Genomic DNA, 25,102 nt, shown 5'->3' with positions numbered 1-25,102 from the left:
AGTTACACCTCTTTTCGCACTTGACCAAACTCTAATTCTACCGGGGTATCGCGCCCGAAAATCGAGATCAACGCCTTGAGCTTGCCCCGTTCTGGGCTGACCTCCACCACCTCGCCGTAGAAACCCTGGAAGGGGCCGGATAGCACCTCGATGCGATCCCCAGGGGCCATGTCGATTTTGAGGGGCACTTCCTCCACCTCGACGCTGCTGAAGATGCGCTGGACTTCGCTTTGGCTGAGGGGACGCGGTGTAACATGCCCCCGACCGCGACCGTAGGCCCGTTTTTCTTCGGTGCCAACAAAGTTGATCACATTGGGGGTTGTTTTCACCACCATCCAAGTGTCGTCGTTCATGTCCATGCGCACCAGGACATAGCCGGGAAAAATCTTCTCCTCTTGCTCCTGGCGCTTGCCGGTTCGATCCAGCTTGAAGCCCGTTCGCTTCGGGATCACCACCTCGACAATTTGATCCGCCACATCCAAAGCAGCCGCCCGTTGCATCAGGGTGCTCTTCACTTTGTTCTCGCAGCCGGAAGCCACCTGCACGGCGTACCAGCGCAGGTTACGACGCTCTTGACCTTCCCCCTCGTCCGGTTCCGGGATCGCGTCTGCAGGCTCAAAGTGCTCCACACGGCCCCCACGAGGTTTTCGCTGCTGCTCTGGCCTCATCACCTCACATCCTCCCTGTAGCCATCCTTGAACATGACTCTCTTGCCCCTCAGGACAGAACATCACAAGAACAGCTGAGTGGCTACCCAAGCAAACACTTGATCGACCAGGTAGATGAAGGAAGCAAAAGCCAACACAATCAGTAAGACCCCTACCGACTCGCCGATCAATTGCTGGCGGCTCGGCCAAACAATCTTGCTTAATTCTGTGCGGGTCTCTTGAATAAAACCCGGGATCCCTTTGAGTTCGGTGGAACTGTCTTTGGAGTGACCCCGGCTGGCGGGATCCAAACGCTGTTCCGTATCGGCTTTGCTGGAGGGGGTGCTCTTAACCACGGCGGTGTTCTCCTAATGGATCCCGAAAACGGTGTACCGCATTTCAGCAGGCACGGGATCGGCTTTGCGATCCTAACAGATTTACCGGGAATGGGATCCAACCTTAGGGAGTGGGGGTGGGCTCAGGTGCCAAGGAACCGGGAGAAAGCGGGAGGGAGCGGCGGCGGGATTGGTTAAATTGCTCCACAGCAGCATCAACGCTGGCCTTGCCGTCCCAGCGGGAAGCAGCATTCTGGCGGGAGAGGAAGTCGGCAGCCCGGAAGAGATCGTTGACGTTGATGCTGGTGCCATCCAACAGAGGGGGATTGCTGTCGCGGCGAATGGCCTCGTTGACACTTCCGCTTTGGGCCAGGGCCACCCCAGAACCGCTCAGAACCGAGCTCAAGGCCATCCCCACCAGGAGCAGTGCTGGGGGCGAGGGGATCCCACGCCAGCAGACGGGCGATGGATTCAGGAGACGGTTGAGAAGCTTGCCGAGCATGATTTATTTCTCCGCTTCGTTTACACGAGGGTGCTGCTCCGCCAGCCCCTCTACCAACAACTGCTGCTCTTCAGCGGTCAAGGGGCGCTTGGCCAACAGGTCTGGCCGCCTTTGCCAGGTTCGAACCAACTGCTGCTGCAGACGCCAACGGGCAATGGCTTGATGGTCGCCTGAGAGGAGCACCGGCGGCACCTTGTGCCCCTGAAACTCTGCCGGGCGGGTGTATTGAGGATAGTCCAACAGCCCCGCCTGGAAGCTTTCGCTCTTTAACGAGTCTACCTTGCCTACGGTGCCCGGCAAGAGCCTCACCACGCCGTTGATCAGGGCCAGCGCCGGAATTTCCCCCCCCGTCAGGACAAAATCCCCCAGCGACACTTCACGGGTAGCCAAGTGTTCCCGGATGCGCTCGTCAAAGCCCTCGTACTGGCCACACAGCAGGATCAGTTGCGCTTTCTGGGCCAGCTCCTGCAGCAGCGCCTGGTTCAGCGGTTGCCCCTGGGGCGTCAGCAGAATGATCTCGCAGGGATCCAACCGGGGCAGGGAGGCAACGGCAGCAAAGAAGGGCTCCGGCTTAAGCACCATGCCCACCCCACCCCCGTAGGGCTCATCATCGACACGGCGGTGCTTATCGGTGGCGAAGTCGCGTGGATTGGTGCAGTGGACTTCGGCGATCCCCTGCTGTAGGGCTTTGCCCACCAGCCCAATGCGCAGCGGCGTTTCAAAAAATTCGGGGAAAAGGGTAAGGATATCGAACCGCACAGGACTCAGGACGAGGTGCGCAACCGCTCCAAATCCAGGCGCAAGGACTCAATCTGATAGATCAGCTCCATCAACTCAGCCATCTCTTCTCTGGAGATAGCCGGCTTGTTGGGGGAGGAAGCCGGTGTCGGGGGAGCATTCTCGACAGGCGCTTCAGAGTCAGGACTTGCCGAGGGGGCGTTGGCGGCTGGATCCCTGAGACTCTCAACGTAACGAACTGCCTCCTGCTCGATCAACTCTCCCTTTTGCTCCAGCTCCGCCGCCAGTTGTCCCAAGTCCATCGAAAGGCGGTTGAGGTTTTCGGTGCGCTTTTCCGGGTCTTGCAGGATCTCCACCAGAGCGGTGGCCGTGCCGTAAAAAATGTGGCGAGCCCGCGTGAACCAATCTGAAGAGTGAGAACTCATGGCAGCAGAAAGAGGTGGGTTGTGGATTATTCTAGGCGATCCACCCACCGGGATGAGCCCAAGGATACAAGCAGAATACCCGGCGTTCGAGGACAGACTGGAGTCTAGTTCTCCAAAGTCTTGAGGGCAATCTCAACCTGAAGACAGGGTTTAATCGACGGCGCGGATCTCGCCACTGTTTAGGCGCTCCACAATCGATTCCAGCAGTTCGTGCTCTTCTGGGGAAATTTCTTGATCGGCCATGACGGCACTGAGAATCTGCTGTTGCTCGGCGCGAGTCAAGACTTTGTCCGCCAAAGCCCGGTTGATTAGAGCTCTCAGCTCAGAGGGTTGAGAGGGTTCCACCGTTTTTCTCCTAGCGCTGGAGGGCAAGGGGTCCCATAATGGGGTTCTGGATCCAAGAAGCAATGGACAGCGGCCCACCACCCAGTATACCAGTATAACGGTACGGCTGTGGAAACCCAGGTATCCTCAAAAGACCAGAGATCCCAACCTGTGGGGGTGATTGGCGGCGGGCAGTTGGCGCAGATGTTGGCCTTGGCAGCTCGCCAGATGGGGATCCCGCTGGTGGTGCAGGCTGCTGCTCCCACCGATCCGGCGGTGGCAGTGGCCGATGGGGTGGTTTGGGGATCCACAGCCGACAGCCAGGCCACGGCCCAGTTGTTGGAGCGCTGCCCGGTGGTTACTTTTGAAAACGAGTTTATCCCTCTGCCGGAGCTGAAAAAACTGGATCCGGAGGGATCCCGCTTTCGTCCCAGCCTCAGCACGCTAGAGCCGCTGCTGGACAAGTTGCACCAACGGCAGTTCCTGGCGCGGTTGGGGTTGCCGGTGCCGACTTTTTTTCCGCTGGAGGCGGTGTTGGATTCGGCAGACCTGGCTGGACTGGGCTTTCCGGTGGTGCTCAAGCGACGGCGGCAGGGCTACGATGGGCAGGGCACCCGCATCTTGCACGAGCGAGCGGCTTTGCAGCAGGCCCTTAGCCAATCTGAGGGGATCCCGCTATTGCTGGAGGAATGGATCCCGTTCGAGCGGGAGCTGGCGGTGATGGTAGCGCGGGGGCTGAAGGGAGAGATCCGGGTTTATCCGGTGGTGGAAACTGTGCAGATTGAGCAAATCTGCCGCCATGTCCTGGTGCCTGCCCGCATCCCCCCAACCACCGAGGCCGAGATCCGGCGCTTAGCAGCCGATCTGATGGAAAAACTGGGTGCAGTTGGCGTGTTTGGCATCGAGCTGTTTTGGGTGCCGCCCCCCCATCCCAAGGCCGGGATCTGGATCAACGAAATCTCGCCGCGGGTCCACAATTCCGGCCACTACACCCTGGAAGCCTGCCACACCTCACAATTCGAGCAACACCTGCGGGCCATCCTCGGCCTGCCTTTGGGGGATCCCTCCCTCAAGTGTGGGGGGGCAGTGATGGTCAATCTCTTGGGCTATGAGCATGCCACCGGCGATTACCCAGAAAAGCGGCAGCGCCTGGCCCAGCTCCCCAATGCCACGGTGCATTGGTACCACAAAACCCCTGCCCGCCCAGGGCGGAAACTGGGCCATGTAACCGTCTGTCTGCCGACTGCTCCCTCTCCTTTCGAAGCAGCAGCCCTTGTCCGCACCCTCGAATCCCTCTGGTACCCCCAGCCATGAGCCAAGCGCAGGATCCCTCATTTTCTCCAGCCACACAAGCCCTGATCCAGGCCATGCAACGGCGGGATGTGCCCGCGGTAGCCCAGCAGGTCAACCGCCTCTCCCCCCAAGAGCGCCCCGCCGTGTTGACCCCTGCCCTTCGATACCTCGCCGGGGTGGATCCCGCCAGCGCCCAGTGGTTTGTTCGCCACCTCATGGCCCCTGCGGTCAAAGCGCAACTGCGAGAAGGGATCCTCAAAGCCGCCCAAGACTACCTACAGGAAGCCGGCTTCACCGAAGGGATCGACTACGAACTCAAGCCTGTTCGCGAAAGCGGTGCGGAGCACCATCCCCAATCGGGGGGCAACATCTTGAGCATCAGCCGCAGAGCCTTGCCCTACGCGGCTCCCGATGACGATCCCTTGGGGCAGTTGTTGTTGGCGGAATTCTGCGAATTGCGAGACTAGGCCACCATGAGCGGTACGAGTTATCGGCTGCAGCTGTTGGACATCACCGCCCTGCCCCAACTGCTGGAGCTGGATCGGCGGTGCTATGGGGGATACTGGGGAGAACAGGGATATCGAGCGGAGCTGGAACGACCCACAAGCACGGTGATTGGGGTAGTGGCGGAACCCGCTGCCGTTGGCGCTTCGTGTGGCTCGGGCCAAACGGAGTTCCCCCTTCCCTCTCCAGGCCCCACCTCGCCGACGCAGGTGACAAAAGAGCTGGTGGGCTTCGGCATTCTCTGGCGTATTGAAGAAGAAGCACATATCATCTCTCTGGCGGTGGATCCCGAGCACCGGCAACAGGGCTTGGGCCGGCGGATTCTGGAAGAACTGCTGAACCAAGCGAGAGCAGCAGGCTGCCGCTGGGCCACTCTGGAGGTAAAGGCTTCCAATCAAGCGGCAATCCGCCTGTACGAATCGGCAGGGTTTCAACGGCTGGGACGTCGCAAGGGGTATTACAACGGAGAAGATGCGCTGGTGTATTGGAAGAAACCGATTTAGAAGGCTATCAATTGTAAATTGAAGAACTGCAAACGTATTTCGGGATACACCTTAGGTCAGACAGTGAGCAAGCCAATAGGCTAAGCATATCAAGGCTACAGGGGATCCAACCCATTGACCGAGTGTCGATTGCCCGTTTGATTCTTTATGTAGGTCATCAAAATGCTCTCATTCTGTGGATGCAAACTGCCCGCTACAGTTCCTCCCAGCAACACTGACTCTAGCCAATGCAGCCGCATCCATCGCACAACAGAGATCCTGACTTAATCTACAAAGCTCCTGCTCGGTGGGGAAAAGCTATAATCTGCGGTATCAACAACTTGAATTCGATCCTTGCCGTTCGATGGCCCATCGGAGCTTTGACTGATGGCTGGAGCCCTTGGGTTAATAGAATGTGAAGTTTTATTTCGAGATCCGACATTTCTGCCTCAATATATATTTCTCATATCATATTCCCCCTTTGGCCAACTTGCCTGAAAAAACACTTCAGGTTAACCTACACTTGTTATCTGTCCATCCTGAGCATTTTCAAGCTGTGAGGATCATTATGGACACCTCTGGAAACACCATTGGAGATGAGGCCATCTCTTTTGTCGTCAGTCTTTGGTCTAGGCTTATCGATTTTATGCCCAATCTCCTTGCGGCGATTGTCATCTTAATTCTGGGTTGGATAGTGGCCATGGCAGTAGCCTTCGGCGTTAGAGGACTGCTCAAAAGGACGCAACTGGACAATCGCTTGGCTGCTTGGGTTTTGGGCCAAAAGCCCGGCGAGAAGCTGCCCCAAACGGAGCGCTGGGTGGCCGCTGCCGTCTACTGGGTGATTCTTGCTTTTGTGTTGGTGGCGGTACTGAATGCCCTGCAGCTTCAAGCTGTCTCCGATCCGCTCAACAGGTTTTTGGGGGAAATCTTCGTTTATCTGCCACGGGTGGGTGGGGCGCTGGTGCTGCTGGCTGTGGGCTGGGTGGTGGCCACTGTTGCTCGGCTGGCGGTCATCCAGGGGCTGCGGCGTTTCAACCTCGATGAGCAGTTGGCCCGGCCTCTGCAACAGGAAAGCACTGCCGGTGAGGCAGGTGCAGAAGGAACCCCAACCGGCCAAGAGGGAGGTACAGAGGTCACCCCTTTCCTGCTGAATGAAACTTTGGGCAATGCCCTTTACTGGCTGATTCTGCTGTTCTTTTTGCCGATCATCCTGGATACCCTGAACCTGCAGGGGCCGCTGCAGCCGGTGCAAAACCTGCTGGATCAGTTGCTGTCGATGGTGCCGCGGATTTTGGGGGCGCTGATCATCGGTGTGGTGGGCTGGTTTTTGGCCCGCATCGTGCGTGGGATCGTCTCCAATTTGTTGGTGGCAGCAGGGGCAAATCGGTTGGGGGCACGCTTTGGCGTTCCCCAGTTGGCCCAGATCGTCGGGACGGTGGTGTATGTCTTGGTGTTGATCCCGGCGGTGATTGCGGCGCTGAATGCCTTGGAAATTCGGGCCATCTCCGATCCGGCGGTGGCGATGCTGGAGCAGGTGTTGCGGGCCATTCCCATGATCGCGGGATCCGCTTTGATCCTGGCCGTCTTTTACTTGCTGGGGCAATTTTTGGCCAGCTTGGTAACCCAGTTGCTGCAGGCGGTGGGTTTTGACCGTCTGGTCGCGGGGCTGGGCTTGCCCCTGGCCGCTGCTCCTGAGCCTGAAGGGGATCCCGCTGCCAAACGTCGCACTCCCTCCGAGATCGCCGGCTTGGTGGTCTGGGTAGGCGTGGTCTTGTTTGGGGCGGTGCCGGCAGTGGAGTTGCTGCAGTTTGCCGCCCTAACCGACATTGTGCAGGGGCTGTTGCTGATTTCCGGTCGGGTGCTCATCGGCGCCCTGGTGTTTGGGATCGGTCTTTATTTGGCCAATTTGGCCCACTCTATGATCAAGAGCTTGGGTAGCCCTTCCTCAGGGGTACTGGCCCAGGCGGCGCGGGTGGCTATCTTGGTTTTTGTTGGCGCCATGGCCCTGCAGCAGATGGGCGTGGCCACCGACATTGTGGTGTTGGCTTTTGGTCTGGTTCTGGGGGCGATTGCCGTGGCGGTGGCGTTGGCTTTTGGGTTGGGAGGTCGCGATGTAGCTGCCGAGCAGATCCGGCAATGGCTCAAGAGAGAGTGAGAGCAGGTTTTGTAGATATCGCCAAGGGGGACTTTGGTAGAATCACTCGGCTGTGCTACCACCTAGACGATCTGCAATCTAGGCTGAGCAAAGCGCCGAGGCCCAAGCGTAGGCGAATGCGGCAAGCGGCGTTTCGTCTGCGGGAGAGAATCAGGAACTTGGTGGACGAGTGCCATCGCAAGGTAGCGGCGTTCCTAACGGATAACTACCGATTGATATTCCTCCCCACTTTCGAGTCAGCCAAGATGGTTGCCAAGGCGGGGAGGAAGTTTGGTAGCAAGACAGCAAGGGCGATACTCACCTGGGCGCACTATCGGTTCAAGCAGTTCCTGAAGTTTCAAGCCAAAAAGAAAAACGTGGTCGTCGTGGAAGTATCGGAAGCGTACACCAGCAAAACCTGTACCAAGTGCGGGCACATCCACACCAAGTTGGGTGGCGCAAAGGTGTTTAGATGCCCCAAGTGCAACCATAGGCTACCACGAGATTGGCAAGGCGCTCTGGGTGTTATGCTCAGGGCTTTGCGGGATACCGCCTTTCTGTTCGGAAATGGACAGAATGCTATCGCTTCACCGTTGAGCAGTAATGCTCAGCAGTGTTCAGCGTAAATGTATCAGCCTTTCTCTGTAGACGTTCGATTGCACCTAAAAAATTGCCCCGCCCATCACCGGGCGGGGTTATTGCTGCATCCTCAGGCCAGCTTAAACTGCCTCTGGAACTTTGGCCTCTTCCGCCGCCACTTCCTGCACCACGATCTTGCCCCGGAACACCACGTAGTTGTAGATGTTGTAGGACAAGATAACCGGGATCAGAAAGCCAATAAAGGTGAGCATAAACACCAGGGAGCTGGGGGAGGCTGCTGCTTCGTAGATGGTGACGCTGGGGGGAATAATGTTGGGGAAAACCATGAACCCCAAGCCGATAAAAGAAAGCGCAAAGATCAAAAAAGTGTAAACCAAAACGCTATTTTCTTCCCGCCGGCGCAGGCTGCGCAGCAACAACGCCACCAACAAAAGTCCCAGAACTGGGATGGCAGCAAAGATGTAGAAAAGAGGGGGCGAGAAAAGCTGAGCACGCGCCTGCTCGGACATGATAGGAGTGCTGATGGTGATAAACACTGCCCCCAGTAAAGTTGTCCAGGTGGCGATGGTTGCCGTCTTGTAGTAGGTTTCCTGAAGCTCGCCGGTGGTCTTAACGATTAGGTAGGCTGAGCCGATTAACACATAGCCCTGGATCAAAGTAAGAGCCACCAACAGCGTGCGCCAGGTCAGCCAATCCCAGGGGCTGCCGGCAAAGTGGCCGGCTTCGTCCACGCGGATCCCTTCGAAGACGCTGCCCAAGGCAAATCCCTGGCCCAAGGCTGCCAAAAAGCTGCCCACTCCAAAGGCCAGGTTCCACACCAACTTGTTGTCGGCGTTTTCCCGAAACTCGAAGGAAACGGCCCGCAAGATCAGGCCCACCACCATGATCACCAAGGGTATGTAGAGGGCATTGAGAATGGTGGCGTAGGCGAGAGGAAAAGATCCAAATAGGGATCCCCCCATCAACACCAGCCACGTCTCGTTGGCATCCCAAACATTGCCCAAGCTGGTCATGAGGATGCTGCGCCGGGTCTCGCTGGAGGCCGTCAGGGAGAGGATACCAACTCCCAGATCAAACCCGTCCAGCAGAACGTAGAGAAATAGGAATAGGCCCAGGATAAAAAACCAAACCTGGGGCAGAAACCGCTGTAAAGGCTCAAAAGATTCCATCGCTGTTCCCTCTGCTTTGAGTATTTCTGACCAGTGCGAGACAGTTCCCGATGGCGATCCCCAGTCCCTCTCCCTCTAGGGAAGGGAAGTTGGGAGTTGACGTAGCGAAGGGTTTCACTGCTGTGGGGAATGGGCCTGCTACGTTGCCCTGTTGCTACTTGGAGTCACCAGTTAGATGGCTACCAAACTGCTGCTACCGAGCTTCTGCAGGACGGCGATCTGGCTCGTGGCGGGCAGGCTCGACCACGATCACCGGCTGCGTTGCCGGGACAGGGGCGGGCAACTCCAGGTTTGGCCCTTCGCGGATGATGCGGCTGCCAAAGTAAAGGGCGGCCACGAAAAACACGGTGTACAAGATGGTCAAGCCGATCAAGGAGAACAACACTTCTCCTGCCGGCAGCGGTGAAACCGATTCCACCGTGCGCAGTTGTCCATACACAATCCAGGGCTGCCGACCCACACAGCGGACGATCCAACCGGTTTCAACGGCGATGTATCCCAGGGGTGCTGCGAAGATCCAAGCTCTCATCAGCCACTTTTGCTGAGAAAGGGCCTCCACTGAGAGCTTGCCCCTCAGCCATTGCACAAGGGTAACTCCGACAAGCCCGGCTAGGAGGAGGCCAATGGCCACCATTGTCCTAAAGGAGTAGTAGATGAGGCCAACCATGTGGGGACGATTTTGGGGATCCCAGCTTTTGAGCCCTTGAATGGGTCGATCCAGCCTGGGCTTAAACTCCAGCAGATAGCCCAGCGCGCCGGGGATCTTCACCTCCCACTCGTTGCGCTCTTCACGGTCGTTGGGCACAGCCAACAGGCTCCAGTCCGCCCGCTCACCGGCAGGGATCGTCTCCCACTGGGCCTCCATGGCCGCCAGCTTGGCCGGCTGATAGCGATAGACTTGCTCCGCGCTCAGATGGCCGACGAACACCTGCAAAGGGGCGACCACCAGGGTCATTGCCAAGACCACTTTGAGGGAGCGGGAGAAGAACTCGCTGTGCCGCCGCTTGAGAATGTACCAGGCACTGATGCCACCGATAACAAACAAAGAGGTTTCCAAGGTGGCAAAAAACATGTGCAGAAAGCTGTTGACCATGAAGGGGTTGACAATAGCTTGCAGGTAGTCCCGCACCACAAATTTCCCATCGACGAACACGCCACCTGCCGGCGTCTGCAGCCAAGAGTTGGCCGTCAGGATCCAAAAGGTGGATAAGTTGGCGCCAAAGGCCACCAGGATCGTCGAGATCCAGTGAATCACCGGCGGGACACGCTCCCAGCCGAACAGCATGATCCCCAGAAAGCTGGCCTCCAGCATAAAGGCCATCGTGCCCTCAAAGCCCAGGATGGTTCCAAAGAAGTCCCCCACTGCTTCGGAAAAAGGTGCCCAGTTCATGCCAAACTGAAAGGCCATCGGCAAGCCCGAGGCCACGCCAATACCAAAGTTCAACACATAGAGTTTTGACCAGAAACGGGCGTGGCGGTAGTAATCTAAGTTGCGGGTTTTCAGCCAAAGCCCCTCAATCACAACAAGATAAATGGCCATTCCTGTTGTTAAGACCGGCCACAACATGTGAAAAATGGCCGTGAGGGCAAACTGTAGACGAGAAAGGGCAACGGTATCTAGAAACATGATTTGTACCAAGCTTAGATGAATTGGCCAATACAGCTTTTTCCGACAACATCCTCTGCAGTTGATGCAGCTACACCTCTTGCATGAAAAACATCTTGCTCCCTAGCAGACATCAGATGAGGCCGGGAAAGCCGCGCTTTGTGGTTCCTTCTAACATCGAATCTTGGCTAAGACAATCGACAAGCCGTCCGACTCTAAAGGTTAATTTTAGGATTCTGTGAGATATAGACCTTTTTTTGTAATTTGGACTACAAAGCAAAAAGCCCTCTGTGAACCTAGCGGCCAAAAACTGGCAGGCCATTGACATAGGGTTCTGGTTTTCTTCGTCTTTAAACAACAAAACTGTTGTCCCAATAGATCGAGGAGCAATTCCCAGCAAGGGAGGACTTCCGGTTTACAGAGCCGGCAGACGGCTGCTGATCGTCCCCGGAGCCTGCCAGAATTGGGATCCCAGTTTGCAGGGTGGGGTGGAAGATGTCGTTTATTCCGCTGGTGCGCTTTCTGGCCCAATCTGGCTTGATGCAAGAGTTGGCCGCCCGGTTGAGATCACGGCGACAGGCAGATCTGCAGGGGGCAGGGCGGATCCCGAAGGGGTTGATCGCCTCGGCTTTGGCCCAGCAGGAGGGAAGATCCCTGCTGGTGGTCACTGCCACGCTGGAAGAAGCGGGCCGGTGGACAGCGCAATTGGAGGGCATGGGCTGGGAGAGTGTGCAGCTCTACCCTACTTCAGAGGCTTCCCCTTACGAACCTTTTGACCTGGAACCGGAGCTGGTGTGGGGTCAGTTTCAGGTGCTGGCCGATTGCCTCCAGGGGAAGAAGGGCATGGCCATTGTGGCGACAGAGCGGGCCCTCCAACCCCACCTCCCTCCCCCAGAGGTGTTGCGGGCCTTTTGTCTCCAGCTGGAACCCGGCTTGGAGATGTTTCCCCAGCAACTGGGGCAGCAGTTGACCCGTCTGGGCTACCAGCGGGTGAGTCTGGTGGAAAGCGAGGGGCAGTGGAGCCAAAGGGGCGACATTCTCGACGTTTTCCCGGTGGCCTGCGAATGGCCGGTGCGCCTAGAGTGGTTTGGCAACGAGCTGGAGCGGCTGCGGGAGTTTGACCCAGTCAGCCAGCGCTCCCAAGATGGGATCCCCCACGTCTGGCTGACCCCCACTGGCTACGGACCCATCCTCTGGCCGGCTCTGCAGGAAAAAGCCGATCAGCTCTCCCAGGGCCTACGGCAGCAGTTGGAGCAGTCGCCCACCCCCCCGGAGGGCTTGCGCCGTTTTCTTGGCCTACTCTACGATCCGCCAGCCAACCTGCTGAGCTATCTGGATCCCGAGGCTTTGATCCTGATCGACGAGCCGGAGCAGTGCCAAGCCCACAGCCAGCAGTGGCTCTACCACGCCCAAGAACAGTGGAAACAGGCCCAGGTTGCGGAGCCGGCTCTGCAGCCCTTTCACCGCCCCTTCGATCTCCATGCTCCCGACTGGGATCCCTTCCCCTGCCTGTTGGCCCGCACCTTTGCCCCTGCTGGCGAAGCCGAAGCTGCCCTTGACCTAAAAAGCCGGCCTGTGCCTACTGCTCCCCACCAGTTTGGATCCCTGGCCAAAACCCTGCGCGAGTACCGCAAGCAGCAGTTGCAGGTGTGGATCCTCTCTGCCCAGCCCTCCCGCACCGTGGCCCTGCTGCAGGAACACGACTGCCCGGCCCAGTACGTGCCCAATCCCAAAGACTTCCCGGCCATCGAGCGCCAGCTACAGTCCTACACCCCAGTGGCCCTCAAGTATTCCGGCCTGGCCGAGCTGGAGGGGGTTCTCCTGCCCACCTTGGGGTGGGTGGTGCTCACCGACCGCGAGTTTTTCGGCCAACACAGCCTGGCCACCCCGACCTATGTGCGCAAGCGCCGCCAAGCCAGCTCCCGCCAGGTGGATCCCAACCTGCTCAAGCCAGGGGATTTTGTTGTTCACAAGGCCCATGGCATTGGCCAGTTTCTGCGCTTAGAAAGTCTCACCATTGGGGGCGAAACCCGCGAGTACCTGGTTATTCAATACAGCGATGGCCTGTTGCGGGTGGCTGCCGACCAGGTCAACTCCCTTTCCCGCTACCGCGCCAGCGGGGATGGACCACCTGCCCTGCACAAGATGTCCGGCAGCACCTGGGAAAAGACCAAACAGAAGGTGAAAAAGAGCCTGCGAAAAGTGGCCTTTGACCTGCTGCAGCTCTATGCCAAACGCGCCGAACAGGAGGGCTATGCCTTCCCGCCCGATTCTCCTTGGCAACAGGAGCTGGAAGATTCTTTCCCCTATCCCCTGACGCCGGATCAACTCCGAGCTGTCCAGGAGATCAAGCGGGATATGGAATCTCCACGCCCTATGGATCGGCTGCTGTGTGGGGACGTGGGCTTTGGCAAAACAGAGGTGGCAATCCGTGCCATTTTCAAAGCCGTAACCGCCGGCAAGCAAGTAGCTCTTTTGGCGCCGACCACCATTCTTACCCAGCAGCACTACCACACCCTCAAAGAGCGCTTTGCTCCCTATCCTATTCAAGTGGGCTTGCTCAACCGCTTCCGCACCTCGGAGGAGAAAAAAGAAATCCTATCCCGTCTCAAGAGTGGCGAACTGGATGTTGTGGTGGGCACCCACCAGCTTTTGGGCAAGGATGTGCAATTTCGGGATTTAGGCCTTTTGGTTATTGACGAAGAGCAGCGCTTTGGCGTCAACCAAAAAGAGAAAATCAAACTTCTCAAAACCCAGGTGGATGTACTCACCCTCACCGCCACTCCTATTCCCCGCACTCTGTATATGGCCTTGTCGGGTTTGCGGGAAATGAGCTTGATCCAAACTCCGCCTCCTTCCCGCCGGCCTATCAAAACTCACCTTTCTCCCTACAACCCCGAAGTCATCCGCACGGCTATCCGCCAAGAGTTGGATCGCGGCGGTCAAGTCTTCTATGTCGTCAACCGCATTGAAGGCATCGAAGAAACCAGTGCCAAATTGCGGGAGTGGGTGCCCGGTGCTCGCATTGCCATTGCCCACGGGCAAATGCCGGAAGGAGAGCTGGAATCCACCATGCTGGCCTTTAACAATGGCGAGACCGATATTTTGGTCTGTACCACCATCATCGAATCGGGTTTGGATATTCCCCGCGTCAACACCATTTTGATTGAAAATGCTCAGGAGTTTGGATTGGCTCAGCTATACCAGCTGCGGGGGCGGGTGGGCCGGGCTGGGATCCAAGCCCATGCTTGGCTGTTTTACCGAGAAGACGGGATCCTCACCGAGGAGGCCCGCAAACGCCTACAGGCCATTCAGGAATTTACCCAACTGGGATCCGGCTATCAGTTGGCAATGCGGGATATGGAAATTCGTGGCATTGGCAACCTGCTGGGAACGGAACAATCCGGGCAAGTCAATGCGGTGGGCTTCGATCTTTACCTGGAAATGCTGCAAGAAGCCATTCGAGAAATTCGCGGCCAGGAGATCCCACAGGTGGAGGACACACAAATTGACCTCAATGTAACCGCCATGATCCCGCAAAGCTATATCCCCGACGAAGATCAAAAGATGCAGGCTTATCGACACCTGGCTGCTGCCGGCTCTCGGGTCGAGCTGTTGCAAATTGCCCAAGAATGGCAAGACCGCTTTGGTCCCCTGCCCAAGCCCACTCAGGAGCTGCTGCGGGTAATGGAGCTGAAGGTGCTGGCCCGAGCCCTGGGCTTTTCCCGCATCAAACCGGCCAAAGAGCATGTGCTTTTGGAAACCCCCATGGAGGAGCCCGCTTGGAATCGCCTGAAAGAGGCTCTGCCCACTCACCTGCAGCCTCGCTTTGTTTACCAACCGGGCAAGGTGACGGTGCGGGGTCTGGGGATGGTGCCGGCGGCGCAGCAACTGGAGAGCCTTTTGCAGTGGCTGGACAAGATGAGCCTGGCCCTGAGCCGGATGGAGGCTGGGATCCCAATGACCCCCTAGATCTTGCCGGATCCCTCTCGAGGCGGGCCCATGCTCTGGTGTGAGAGAGTGGAATGGCCGGCCCTCCTCTCTTCAGCGCTCCTTTTTGCATCGGCTTCGCGTTTGCATCGTGTTCGCGTCATGTAAAGTTCTAGAAGCCCACCACCTGCAGAAGACCTACCGGCAGGGGAGCAAGGAGGTGCGGGCGGTGGTGGATGTATCCCTGACGATGGCGGCAGGGGAGATCCTGGCTTTTTTGGGGCCCAACGGGGCCGGCAAGACCACCACCATCAAGCTCATTGCCGGGCTGATCCAACCGGACGCGGGCACAGTGCGCATTCTTGGACGGGATCCCCATACCGATCCGGGGGCCCTGGCCCAGGTGGGGGCAGTGCTGGAAGGCAATCGCAACCTCTACTGGCGGCTGACCCCCCTCCAGAACTTGGAGTACTTTGGCGTGCTGCGGGGGCTACCCCCCAGAACCGCCCGGCAACGGGGGCTAGAGCTCCTGGAGACCTTTGGCCTGTGGGAAAAGCGGGATGTTGCCGTGCAAACCCTTTCGCGGGGTATGCAGCAGAAGGTGGCCATTGCCGTTGCCCTCCTGCACCAGCCGGCCCTGTTGCTGCTGGATGAGCCCACCCTAGGGCTGGACGTGGAAGCCGCCCAAGCGGTGAAATCCCTCATCCGCCAAATTGCCGCTTCGGGTCGAGCCATCTTGCTCACCACCCATCAACTGGATATTGCGGAAGCGCTCTCGGATCAGGTAGCCGTTATTCGACAAGGGGTGATCATCGCCCAAGCCCCCACGGGAGAGTTGATCCGGCACTTTGCCGGCGCCGTCAGCACTTATCGGATCGAGCTGGAACAGGGGCTGGATCCCTGGAGGTTTGAACAACTGGCCCGCCAAGGGGTGGAGATTCTCGGATCCCATCGGGTGCGGTTCAGCGGCCCGCCAGAGATGCTCTATCAGGTGCTGGAGATCTTGAAGCCTTTGCCCTTGCTCAGCCTCAAACGAGAGGAAGCCGATCTCACCCATATTTTCCTCGAGTTGTTGAAAAGGGGAGAGGGGCAAGGATGATGCCGGTGATACACCTGTTTTGGGCTGAACTGAAGCGGGCCTGGATCCAGTACATTCGCTATCCGGCGGAGGCCCTGGGCGGGATCCTGATCACCACGTTCTTCTTCTATGCCCTCTTTGCCGGCGCCCAATATGTGGCAGGGCCTGCCTCCCAATTTGGCGAACGGTTGGATGCGGTGGTGATTGGCTATGTGCTCTGGACGCTGGTCATTTTTGTGGTGAACGACATCGCCCTCAACCTGCAGGTGGAAGCCCAGACAGGCACCTTGGAGCAGGTGTTGCTCTCGCCATTTTCGGCAGCCACTCTCTTCTTGGCACGGGCTTGTGCCAGCTTGGTGTTGCGCTTTTCCATTGTCGTCGTCATTCTGGGCGTCATCTTATTGCTGACGGGCAGCCGGTTGCGGTTTCCCCCTGCTCTGGTGTTGCCTTTGGTGAGCGTGGTGCTGGGGGCCTACGGCTTCTCGTTTTTGCTGGGATCCGCTGCTCTAATTTGGAAGCGAATTCAGCAGCTTTTGATCATCAGCCAATTCGGCCTGCTTTTCCTGTTGGCTGCTCCCACGGAAGAATGGCCGGGATCCCTGAGGTGGCTAGGGCAAAGTCTGCCCATGACGGCGGGGGCTGGGCTGCTGCGAGACGTGATGGTGCGGGAGGCGGGCTTGGATCCCGTGCGGCTGATCATGGCTCTGACCAGCGGCGTTTTCTACTTCGGCCTGGGCTTGCTGACCTTTCGCCGGGCGGTTCGGGCAGCCAAGCGCCGAGGGATCCTGGGATCCCAGTAGAGGTCTGCAGGAGGGCATCTAGAGCGAACGTTGGTTGGGGGAGCGGTGCAGCAGGTGAGGGAAGTGGTATTCTACCGCTCCAGTGACCGGGTTGTTTTCGGGGAAAGCCATGCTCCGCCGGCTCAGCTCTTGCAGCGCCTTTTCAATTTCGTCAAAGTCGGCAGGTAAGTCGATAGCTATCTCCGCAAGGGTGAGGATCCCTTGCCGCTGTTGGGCTAGCCGCAGGATCTCCCGCATCAGAGCTTGACCTTTGAGGGGCTGAGGAGGTGCTGAGGTGTTTTTTGAGGAAGCTGGGGATGGGGAGGGTCGGGATCCCTGCAGGACGGCCAGCTTGAAGTTGTAGTTCTCCACCATGCCTGGGATCAAAAACAGGTCAATTAACTGGCCAAAGCCCAGCAGGCCAAAGGTGAACAGCCAGAGGATGCCTGTTCCAGTCTTGCCCAGGTAGAAGCGATGGACGCCACAGATCCCGAAGATGCCCAACGCCCAGAGGATATAGGCAGTACCGACAGACTTGGGTTCAGCGGGGGGCAGCAGGTAGCGAGAACTCATGGGGATTTGACGAGATAACTCCGAGCGGGTACTTCCAGTTTGTCATCTTCTGGTCTGGACGGGCAGAAGAGAACCGGCGTGATCTCTGCAAGCAAGCTGGGATCCCTTCTACGCTCTTGTCTGAGGGAGGGCAGCCTCAACGGGAAAACAACCGGAATAATGAGATCCAAGTCCCCCAGGCTCAAAGAACTCCGTCTCCCGCTCACGCAAGCAGTGGACATGCCTATAGAAGGCAAGGGAAAGTCGATGTTTGAGCCAATTTTAATCGGGTTGAGCGCTGTGCTCTGGGGCCTCCTCTGGGGCTACGCTACACTGCTGGTTGTGCTGGTGAACTTTAAGGAGCAAGGATCGGTTTACGCCTACCCTATGCAGGCGGTGCTGGATCGCTTTGTCGAATCCTTGGGGCTGGGCTGGCTTAAGGATCTGCATGCCCTGCAACTGAGGCCGCTGCGCCGGATCAGCTATGCTCTGTTTGGTGCCGTCACCCTAGGGGTGGCTTTCATGCTCTGGGTGTTGGGGTGAGGCGATGACCAGATCGACAGGCGCATTCCCGCAGCAACTGCAAATGCGTTAACCCAACCCGAGTTCTCGACAGGCTCATAATGACCGCTGCCCAACTGGTTGCTATTCTCTCCACTGCCATTGCCACCGCTACACCGGTGGTCTTCGCCTGTGTGGGGGAAACCATTACCGAGCGGGCAGGGGTGATCAACCTCTCCGCAGAGGGGACGATCATGCTGGCGGCCATGGTTGGGTTCGCCGTGGCCAAGCTGACGGGAAGTCTGGCGTTGGGCTTTTTGGCTGCCGCCGCGGTGGGAGCGCTGTTTGCTGGGATCGTGGCCTTTGGCTCGCTGACCCTGAAGGGATCCCAAATTGCCATTGGTTTCGTCTTGACCCTATTGGGGGCGGATTTGTCTTCCTTTTTGGGCAATCCGTTCGTGCGGATCCCAGGGCCAACGGTGCCCAGTCTGCCCATCCCCTTCCTGAGAGAGGTGCCGCTGCTGGGGCCACTCCTGTTCCAAGGGGATCTGTTGCTGTACGCCAGCTACGCGCTCATCGGGGGAACTTGGTTCTTTTTGTATCGCACTCAGCCTGGCCTGATGTTGCGGGCTATGGGAGAACAGCCGGCGGCGGCTTTTGCCCGCGGCACCAATGTCATTTTCTGGCGCTATGTTTACACCCTTGTGGGGGGATCCCTATTGGGCTTGGCGGGGGCTGCCTTTTCTCTGGATTTCAAGGCCGGCTGGAGCCACCGACATACAGCAGGGTATGGCTGGATTGCCTTGGCCATCGTCATCTTCGGTGGCTGGAACCCCTTGCGGGTAGCTCTGGGGGCCTACCTGTTCGGCATTTTGCAGTCCTTCGCTGGGGTTGCCCAGACTACCATCCGCGCCGTGCCCACCCAAGTTTTTACGGTGGCTCCCTTCGTGTTGATGATTTTGGCGCTGATGCTCACCTCTGGGGAATGGCGGGAGTACGGCTTGCGCGGGATCCCACCTCGGCTGCGGCGCTGGATCCAGCAGGCGGTGAAGGCCACTCCGCCGGCAGCTCTGGGGCAGCCGTTTGAACCGGGCTAGAGGTTGCTTCCGGCACTGCGGCTTGGGGGTCGCTGATCAGCCGGATCGGAGAGGGGAATGTAAACTACCCGACTCCGACCGCTAAAGCGGTACGGAGCGGGCTTTCAGTAGCCCTGAGCCTGTTCTGCTCTACCAGAGAACAAAACAGGCCCGAACCTCTAGGCTGGTTTACGACAGCCCCCAAAAGCGCAATCACATTCGCACCATTCAAATCCGCATCCCCTTCCCATCCACAGTGTCCACACTTAAACTGCTTCCCAGTGCGATAGGATTGCGCAGGGTCGGGATGAATGTGCAAGCACCGGTGACAGGTCTGCGACGTGTAGGCAGGCGGAACAAGAATCAGAGAAACCCCTGCAACCCTCGCCTTGTATTCCAGAAATTGACGTAGTTGGTAGAACGCCCAACTGTTGGCCCTGCGCCGCTCGGCTTTGCTGCGGGGTTGTTGATTGACTCTTTCACGGATCCCTGTCAGGTCTTCCAGGGCGATAGCGCTGTTGGTAGCTTTTGCCCTAGAGACAATAGCTTTAGAGATGCGATGATTGACCCACGTTTTTGCTCCGCAACGCTGACGCGACTGAAAGCGTCTCTCCTTGCCAGACAGCCGTTGCAACAGTTCTCTGCATCTGCGCCGCGAACTGCGTGTGCCCTTACTGGCTTTGCGTTGGAGCGCCGCTCTCAGCTTGGAGTGGTGGTCTCGGATTCGGTTCAACTGCTGTCCATTCCAGTTATCACCCTCTGACGTATGGGCAATATCTGTCCTTCCCAAGTCCACCCCCAGCACTCTACCCGTGCGTTGCGGTGAGGATGGCTCCGTTTCCACACAGATTTGAATGGAGTAGGAGCCGTCTTTACGCTTGACCAGAGTGGCCGATTTGGGATTGGAGCCCGCCAGCCGTTCTCTCTGGTAGCGGCCAATCGCCAGCCCAAAGCGCTCCCGACCCTCCACCGTGGTCAGCGACACCGTCCAGTCTTTCTCGCGGAACGAAAAGATACGAGCGTCGTAGGTAGCGAAGCCACCCTTGAACGCTTTGACGGGGCGGTTTTTCTGTTGTGCCACCTTGCGAGCAGACGCTACCCGTCTGCATATCTGTTGAGCCAAGTTACTGGACAAGCCGAACCGGGCACGGATTTCGCGGTAGCACAGAGACTGGAGCTTAACGGCGTTGGCGACTTTCTCGGGTGTGTTTTGGTTGACCCAGTTCAAGGCTTGGCCAAAAGCCTCCAAAGTCGCGTCCAATTTGGCGGCCTGCGACTGGGACGCCTTGAGCTTGCAGGATACGGTCAGGACTTGGGTCATAGTTCTATTGTAACCTCGCATTCCTCTCGGCACTGACCCTACGGGTACAGTGCGGGGCTCCTGCGATTTCTAGCTGAAAGCGCTAGAAAATAGCCTGCAGTTTTTTAAGGCAAGCCTGGATCTGCGCCATCTCCGAGGGATCCAGCTTTTGGAAGCGCTCTTTCAAGTAGGCGACGTGGGCCGGGAAAATTTCCTCAAACAGTTTTTCCCCCGCTTCTGTCAGCACGACCTTAAAGCAGCGTCGGTTTTCCGGGGGCACTTCCCGGCGCACCAGCCCTTTTTGTTCCAGGCGATCCACAATGCCGGTCAGTGTCCCTTTGGTCACCAGCGTTTTTTGGGCCAAGACATTCATGGTCATCCCAGGGGTATTGCCAAGGGTAACCAACACATCGAATTGGGGGGCCGTCAGCCCCATTTGCCGAATGTGAACCCCGGCGTAATTTTCAAAAGCTTGGTAGGCCCGCGCCAGATCCCGCAACAGCCCCAAAAAAGGCTCACGGGCCGCCAATACCGTCCCCCTCAGCGGAACAGAGTCCTCAGGCTTGAGAACCTCGTCGCTTTGGAGAAGGGGGGATGGAGAGGAGTCAGCGGGAGTGGGCATGGTTGAAGATCGCAGTTCGCGTTGGTGGAACAAACTCAAACCCAAAGGACAGTCTCGGCTCCATGATAGCCCACTGTAGTACAGTTCTAACGCAAAATGAACTACGTCTATCTGCTTTGCTGAGCTAGCCCCTTCGCCGTTATGTGGTTCTCATAAAAAAAGGGGATCCACTGGATGGATCCCCCGTGACGGACAGAGCTTGTGGGGCAAACACCCGCCCAAGGCAGGTGACCACAGCAGACACTAGGGCTTCAGCTCGCTGGGGATGCGCTCCCCGAAGAGCATGCCTCTAACCCCCAAAACCCTGAACTTTGCTGAATTTACTGAGCTTTAGGCGGTTTGGCAAAAGTCATTGAGAGGGATATAGTAGACCAAGTTTCCCCCTGATCCTTGAGTCCACCGCAACGGTTGCCGGGAAGTGAAGGGGGAAAGCGCTCGGGGGGTATTCCTCAGGGCTTTGCGGGATACCGCCTTCCTGCTCAGAGATAGGCAGGATGCGATCGCTTCTTTCCTGAACCATGTTCAGGAGAGTTCAGCGTGAATGTATCAGCACGAAGTAGAGAATCCGATAAATGTCCGTGTTCAGGATCCCGGTGGTCGGCACCAACTCTTGGGCGTTCAAGCCCGCAGCGCGAGCAATGACTCCACTGCCGACGTCATCTCCGGTAGCCCAAGCCACGGCAAAGGGATAGCGCTTGCCATTCTTGTCAGGAGCAGAAATAAACGGCTTTGTGCCCGTGCCGTCAACTCCGTCAATGGGGGCACCACTGCCTTCGGGGTCAGTAGGGGGCAGCGGCTCCTCGGCGGATTCGATATCCACCAACTGCATCCCGCCGGCGTTGCTGTCGCTGGTGGGAATCATGAAGGTCTTGGGATTCTTCTCGATAAAGTTGAGAATCACCCCGATGGCATCGTCGGCCCGCTTCATAGCCTCCAGGCAGCCAGAGGCATTGAGGTTGTTGCACATGTTATCAGTGCCCTCTTCTTCGATGACGGCGAAGAAGCCCTTAGGATTGCGGGAGATCCGCGCCAGGGCAAATTCGGTCATCTCGGCAATGGTGGGGGCGCTGGCGATGTAGTTGGGCAAGTTTTCTTTCCGCAACTCTTCTTCAGGCTTGTCGTAGAAGGTGTCCTCGACGTTGAACACCCCCAAAACCTTGGAGACATCTGCCGGCAGCTTGAGCAGCTCGTCGCGGGTGTAGACAACGGCGTACCCCTTTTTCTTGGCCTCCTCAATCAGGTTGCGGCCATCCTTGCGCTTCCCTTGGCCAAAGCGCCCCTGGACGCCCTCCGGCAGCAGCCATTCCTCGCCAGCGCCGAGGATGATGTCTACCCCCGACTCCACCACCTGCAGGGCAATCTCCTCATAGTCGCTGCGCTTGGCAGCTTTGGCAACGAAGGCAGCCGTCCCCGGCTCAATGATGGATCCCGTTTGCACCAGAGCCGTACCCAAGCCTGCCGCCACAGCCTCTTCCATGATCGTGTTCAGGGTGCCGTTGGCAGAGGAGTACTCTTTGCCGTCCGGATCCAACCCAAAGCTCTTGGCGTGGGCACGAGTTCCTGTGGCATGGGTCACCGCTCCGGCGTTGGAAGTTCCCCCAAGCTGGTCGAAAAGGTGCCCGCGATAGGTGGTAATCACGGGAAGACGATCCCAGTTCAGAAAGCCATCGGGGCCGTAGTGGAGAATGCGTGTGATGTCCCAGTGAGAAGCCGAAGTGCCATCCGGGTGGAAGAAGATGGCCCCGTTTCCGGTCGGCTGAGGCGCTGCTTGAGCCAGGCTAGAGGAGAAGACGGAAGAAGACAAAACGCATACAGTCGCAGCCAACGCTGCCCTCAGAGAATAGCTACGCGTAGCTAGCACGCTCTTGCTCGTTCAAAGCTGAACGTTAAGAAAAGTAACACAGCTTCGGACGAGTTTGCAAGAGCAGAGCAACTTACCAGTGTGCGACGTGCCCAAAGTGAGTACGCCGCCTCCCATCCCGCTATTCTGGCAGGCCAGCTTACGGGGTCCATAACTGTTGTTAACTATCTCTTAACTATCTCTTAACTGTCAAGGTTTCTCGCAGGGCTTTTGGGGTACCTGCTCCAGGGCATAGCCGTCCTTCTGGTCAGGCGGCTCTTCTGGGGGTTTTGGCCAGTGGCTGCCATGCTCGTCTGAGCCGTTTGAATTGCTGTTGCCAGCGCTGCAATTCGCCCGCCTCCAACGGGATCCCACCGAAGCGCACCTCCAGGTAGCGCTCCAAGAACTGGATGGCCACCTGGGCTTGTGGTAAGTCGGAGTGGCGCAAGTGTTCCAGGCAGGCCTCAGGGCCTAGGTGGGCTGGGATCCCCACCGCCGTCGCCAGATCCCGCAGTTGCAGATAAAGCCTTGAGATAAGCTGGCGGCGCTGCTGCGACTTGGGTAGAGCCGCCGGGATCCAGCGCATCCCAGCAAAGGCCAGACTCGGTAGCAAGAGGCCAACCATCCAGGTGGGCCAGGGGGGCGGAGGCTGCCACAGGGATCCCAGCAAAACCCCATTGCCGGCAGTGGCCAACAGAATCCACCCCCCATCCTGCCAGCGCAAAGCCCGATAGCGGCGGCGGCGACCCCAATAGGCCATGGATCCGGTGATCAAAACCACCCCCAACACCGGCAGGCCATTCTGCTGCAACGTTTGCCCCAAGGCAACCAGGCTGCGACGGAAGCCAGCACCGACATCCTCTCGATCCGGAGAGGCGGCTACAGCGCTGGCCATCTCCTGAATCTGCCGCCAGATCTGCTGCTGGGTGGATAGGTCGTACTGGATGACGTACTTGAACCAGCGAAAGCGCAAGCTGTCGTAGAAATCTTGAAGGGGATCCCACCAGCTCTGCCGCTGGCTGACATTGGCCTCTGCCGGCGTAGCGTCAAAGATGACCCAGCCGTAGGGGCCAAAGGGGATCTCCGTCCAGGAATGGGCGTCGGCATTGCGTACTGCCAGATAATTTTCCTGCGCCACCCAGCGCCCGCCCAAAAAGCCATTCACCATCCGGGCCGGGATGCCAATGCTGCGGGCCAGTATCGTCAGGGCTGTGGCGAAATATTCGCAGTGGCCCCGCCGATGGGTGAACAGAAACGCTTCCAAAGGCGGTTCAGGGCCGGGATCCGGCAGATCGGTGGTATAGGCGTAGTTCTCCAGCAGGTAGTTCTGCAAAGCCGTCACCTTGCCAAAGACATCGGGGATCCCAGCGGTAACGTCTTCAGCCAAGGCGGGAATGCGCGGATCCAGGTCTGCTGGCAACTGCAGATAGGCTGCCTGTTGGACTGGGTCGAGAGCACTGAACAGCTCCGCGTGGCCTAGCCGGCGCAAGCGCGGGCTTAACTCCCTTGAGATCCGGCTCCGGGCGCGGTAAAGATGGGGCACCTGCCGAGGCAGAGAATGGCCAACATCTCCGGTCTCGCTCAGGATGAGGCGGCGATTTTGCCGTTGCCAAGCTTGTTGCACCGTCGCTGCTCCGCCCCGCTCCAGCCATTCCATCTCCACCAGCGGGGCCACCCCAAAAACGGTGTTGGTGGCCAGCGGCTCCAGATAGATGAGCTGCTCCAAGGGGAGAAGCAGCAGGTCGGGAGCAGTGGGGATCAAGCTGGAGGCAGAGAGATCAAATACCCCTGCTGCGTTGGGGAAAATGGGGATGAAGCGGTCTAGCGTTCGCGACCAGGCCCGTCCATCGTAGCGATCGAAGCTGATCCCGCGCCAGTAGAGGGACTCCACACGGGGCGGCACCCCTGCCGGAAACTCCACCCGCATGACAACGGTGTTGTCGGTTTTGAGGGTGCCGAATTCTCCCAGGCTGACTTCCTCGGCAAAGCCGGTGGTCATCACCGGCGAGCGGGCCTGGCGACCCAGAATTCCTAAACTGACCCGCGGGAACAAGAAAAACAAAGCCACGGACAGGATCACCGCCAGCAAAGCCAGGGATCCGAGAAAGCCCAAAAAGTTGAGGTTGATGCCACGGGTTTGGCTGGCTGCCTGCGGGTGCTGCTCTGCTTGCAGGCGCAGGTGGTAAAGGGTGAGGTTGATTAGCCCTACCCCCACGTACAGCAAAAACAGCAGCCCAAAGCTGATGTCTTCGTTGAACAGGGTGGCAATGGCCATCAGCAGCAGAGACAGCACCGCCAACTGGATGTGATCGGCTGCCCGTTCCCGCTGAAACAGCTTGGCCCCCGTTAGGTAAAGCACCAAGCCAATGGCCCCATCGGAAAAGGGAAGGATCCCAAAGATAACCAAAGCCAGCAGGCTAAGCAACACCGCCACCGTCAGGGGCATCCACAGGGGGGCATAGCGGGCAAAAGCAATCCTTGGCGGCTCCCAAAACCAACTGCAGGCCCCTGCGGCCAAGCAAACGGCAATGACCGGTGGCGACAGAGCCTGATCCCCCAGACAAAGGGCCGTGAAGGCGATCCCCACCAACAGGTAAACAAACACCTTTTGAACGGATGGCAGTGTCCAGGTCATGGCCCTTGGGGGTCGATCTTTTCCAGCATA

General features: G+C 58.2%; 22 protein-coding genes and 1 pseudogene. 10 read left to right on the top strand and 13 right to left on the bottom strand.

Features of this window, described 5'->3' with window-relative positions:
- Positions 1–2 precede the first annotated feature (2 nt).
- The 6 genes from nusG to ACVWZJ_RS01470 form a co-directional block, all read right to left on the bottom strand.
- The gene (nusG, locus tag ACVWZJ_RS01495) at positions 3–668 is read right to left on the bottom strand and encodes a transcription termination/antitermination protein NusG (protein ID WP_457394218.1); all 666 of its coding nucleotides are present in this window, start codon (positions 666–668) and stop codon (positions 3–5) included.
- A 62-nt stretch (positions 669–730) separates the two neighbouring features.
- Complete coding sequence (secE, locus tag ACVWZJ_RS01490) at positions 731–1,003, bottom strand: preprotein translocase subunit SecE (RefSeq protein ID WP_457394149.1); 273 nt, start codon at positions 1,001–1,003, stop codon at positions 731–733.
- Positions 1,004–1,106: 103 nt separating this feature from the next.
- A complete protein-coding gene (locus tag ACVWZJ_RS01485) occupies positions 1,107–1,484 on the bottom strand; it encodes a hypothetical protein (RefSeq protein WP_414407343.1) in 378 nt (125 codons plus the stop codon).
- A 3-nt stretch (positions 1,485–1,487) separates the two neighbouring features.
- Positions 1,488–2,243 carry a tRNA (guanosine(37)-N1)-methyltransferase TrmD gene (gene trmD, locus ACVWZJ_RS01480; protein WP_414351007.1) on the bottom strand — a complete coding sequence of 252 codons (756 nt, stop codon included), beginning with the start codon at positions 2,241–2,243 and terminating at the stop codon, positions 1,488–1,490.
- A gap of 5 nt (positions 2,244–2,248) precedes the next feature.
- On the bottom strand, positions 2,249–2,647 hold the full coding sequence (locus ACVWZJ_RS01475) for a hypothetical protein (RefSeq protein ID WP_457394145.1): 399 nt from the start codon (positions 2,645–2,647) through the stop codon (positions 2,249–2,251).
- A gap of 150 nt (positions 2,648–2,797) precedes the next feature.
- Positions 2,798–2,992, bottom strand: a complete 195-nt coding sequence (locus tag ACVWZJ_RS01470; RefSeq protein WP_414329471.1) for a hypothetical protein — start codon at positions 2,990–2,992, stop codon at positions 2,798–2,800.
- Positions 2,993–3,100: 108 nt separating this feature from the next.
- Here ACVWZJ_RS01470 and ACVWZJ_RS01465 point away from each other — a divergent pair, with 108 nt between their 5' ends.
- From ACVWZJ_RS01465 to ACVWZJ_RS01445, 5 genes and pseudogenes are all read left to right on the top strand, one after another.
- The gene (locus ACVWZJ_RS01465; RefSeq protein ID WP_457394142.1) at positions 3,101–4,285 is read left to right on the top strand and encodes a 5-(carboxyamino)imidazole ribonucleotide synthase; all 1,185 of its coding nucleotides are present in this window, start codon (positions 3,101–3,103) and stop codon (positions 4,283–4,285) included.
- On the top strand, positions 4,282–4,731 hold the full coding sequence (locus ACVWZJ_RS01460) for a hypothetical protein (protein WP_457394139.1): 450 nt from the start codon (positions 4,282–4,284) through the stop codon (positions 4,729–4,731). The genes ACVWZJ_RS01465 and ACVWZJ_RS01460 overlap by 4 nt, the downstream gene beginning before the upstream one ends.
- Positions 4,732–4,737: 6 nt before the next feature.
- Positions 4,738–5,271, top strand: a complete 534-nt coding sequence (gene rimI, locus ACVWZJ_RS01455; RefSeq protein WP_457394136.1) for a ribosomal protein S18-alanine N-acetyltransferase — start codon at positions 4,738–4,740, stop codon at positions 5,269–5,271.
- A 547-nt stretch (positions 5,272–5,818) separates the two neighbouring features.
- A complete protein-coding gene (locus tag ACVWZJ_RS01450; RefSeq protein WP_414417004.1) occupies positions 5,819–7,405 on the top strand; it encodes a mechanosensitive ion channel in 1,587 nt (528 codons plus the stop codon).
- 2 nt (positions 7,406–7,407) lie between these two features.
- Positions 7,408–8,010 (top strand): annotated as a pseudogene (locus tag ACVWZJ_RS01445) (zinc ribbon domain-containing protein); the annotation flags it as partial.
- A 93-nt stretch (positions 8,011–8,103) separates the two neighbouring features.
- Here the strand turns inward: ACVWZJ_RS01445 and cydB are convergent.
- Both cydB and ACVWZJ_RS01435 read right to left on the bottom strand, forming a co-directional pair.
- The gene (gene cydB, locus ACVWZJ_RS01440; protein ID WP_011432837.1) at positions 8,104–9,153 is read right to left on the bottom strand and encodes a cytochrome d ubiquinol oxidase subunit II; all 1,050 of its coding nucleotides are present in this window, start codon (positions 9,151–9,153) and stop codon (positions 8,104–8,106) included.
- Positions 9,154–9,346: 193 nt separating this feature from the next.
- Entirely contained in the window at positions 9,347–10,780 is a 1,434-nt protein-coding gene (locus tag ACVWZJ_RS01435; protein WP_457394132.1) for a cytochrome ubiquinol oxidase subunit I, read from the bottom strand.
- Between the two features lie 474 nt (positions 10,781–11,254).
- On the opposite strand from ACVWZJ_RS01435, the gene mfd reads away from it, so the two are divergent.
- The 3 genes from mfd to ACVWZJ_RS01420 all read left to right on the top strand — a co-directional run bounded on the left by mfd (position 11,255) and on the right by ACVWZJ_RS01420 (position 16,567).
- Positions 11,255–14,731 carry a transcription-repair coupling factor gene (gene mfd, locus ACVWZJ_RS01430; protein ID WP_457394129.1) on the top strand — a complete coding sequence of 1,159 codons (3,477 nt, stop codon included), beginning with the start codon at positions 11,255–11,257 and terminating at the stop codon, positions 14,729–14,731.
- Between the two features lie 109 nt (positions 14,732–14,840).
- The gene (locus ACVWZJ_RS01425) at positions 14,841–15,788 is read left to right on the top strand and encodes an ABC transporter ATP-binding protein (RefSeq protein ID WP_457394126.1); all 948 of its coding nucleotides are present in this window, start codon (positions 14,841–14,843) and stop codon (positions 15,786–15,788) included.
- Positions 15,785–16,567: an ABC transporter permease gene (locus ACVWZJ_RS01420; protein ID WP_414408249.1), complete on the top strand. Its 783-nt coding sequence runs from the start codon at positions 15,785–15,787 to the stop codon at positions 16,565–16,567. Before ACVWZJ_RS01425 ends, ACVWZJ_RS01420 begins: the two co-directional genes overlap by 4 nt.
- Positions 16,568–16,585: 18 nt before the next feature.
- Here ACVWZJ_RS01420 and ACVWZJ_RS01415 read toward each other — a convergent pair whose 3' ends face one another.
- Positions 16,586–17,119, bottom strand: a complete 534-nt coding sequence (locus ACVWZJ_RS01415) for a TM2 domain-containing protein (RefSeq protein WP_011432832.1) — start codon at positions 17,117–17,119, stop codon at positions 16,586–16,588.
- 246 nt (positions 17,120–17,365) lie between these two features.
- Here ACVWZJ_RS01415 and ACVWZJ_RS01410 point away from each other — a divergent pair, with 246 nt between their 5' ends.
- Complete coding sequence (locus tag ACVWZJ_RS01410; RefSeq protein WP_041436392.1) at positions 17,366–17,641, top strand: hypothetical protein; 276 nt, start codon at positions 17,366–17,368, stop codon at positions 17,639–17,641.
- An 80-nt stretch (positions 17,642–17,721) separates the two neighbouring features.
- Positions 17,722–18,696 carry an ABC transporter permease gene (locus ACVWZJ_RS01405; RefSeq protein WP_457394121.1) on the top strand — a complete coding sequence of 325 codons (975 nt, stop codon included), beginning with the start codon at positions 17,722–17,724 and terminating at the stop codon, positions 18,694–18,696.
- Positions 18,697–18,760: 64 nt separating this feature from the next.
- Here ACVWZJ_RS01405 and ACVWZJ_RS01400 read toward each other — a convergent pair whose 3' ends face one another.
- From ACVWZJ_RS01400 to ACVWZJ_RS01385, 4 genes are all read right to left on the bottom strand, one after another.
- Complete coding sequence (locus tag ACVWZJ_RS01400; RefSeq protein ID WP_457394118.1) at positions 18,761–19,996, bottom strand: RNA-guided endonuclease InsQ/TnpB family protein; 1,236 nt, start codon at positions 19,994–19,996, stop codon at positions 18,761–18,763.
- Positions 19,997–20,078: 82 nt separating this feature from the next.
- Positions 20,079–20,504 carry a MarR family winged helix-turn-helix transcriptional regulator gene (locus tag ACVWZJ_RS01395; protein ID WP_011432828.1) on the bottom strand — a complete coding sequence of 142 codons (426 nt, stop codon included), beginning with the start codon at positions 20,502–20,504 and terminating at the stop codon, positions 20,079–20,081.
- 625 nt (positions 20,505–21,129) lie between these two features.
- Complete coding sequence (locus ACVWZJ_RS01390; RefSeq protein ID WP_457394116.1) at positions 21,130–22,458, bottom strand: alkaline phosphatase; 1,329 nt, start codon at positions 22,456–22,458, stop codon at positions 21,130–21,132.
- Between the two features lie 247 nt (positions 22,459–22,705).
- A complete protein-coding gene (locus ACVWZJ_RS01385; RefSeq protein WP_457394113.1) occupies positions 22,706–25,072 on the bottom strand; it encodes a transglutaminase TgpA family protein in 2,367 nt (788 codons plus the stop codon).
- Positions 25,073–25,102: the final 30 nt, after the last annotated feature.

It is taken from the genome of Thermostichus sp. OS-CIW-29 (assembly GCF_054058195.1).
This window is presented reverse-complemented; position numbering and strand designations above follow the sequence as displayed.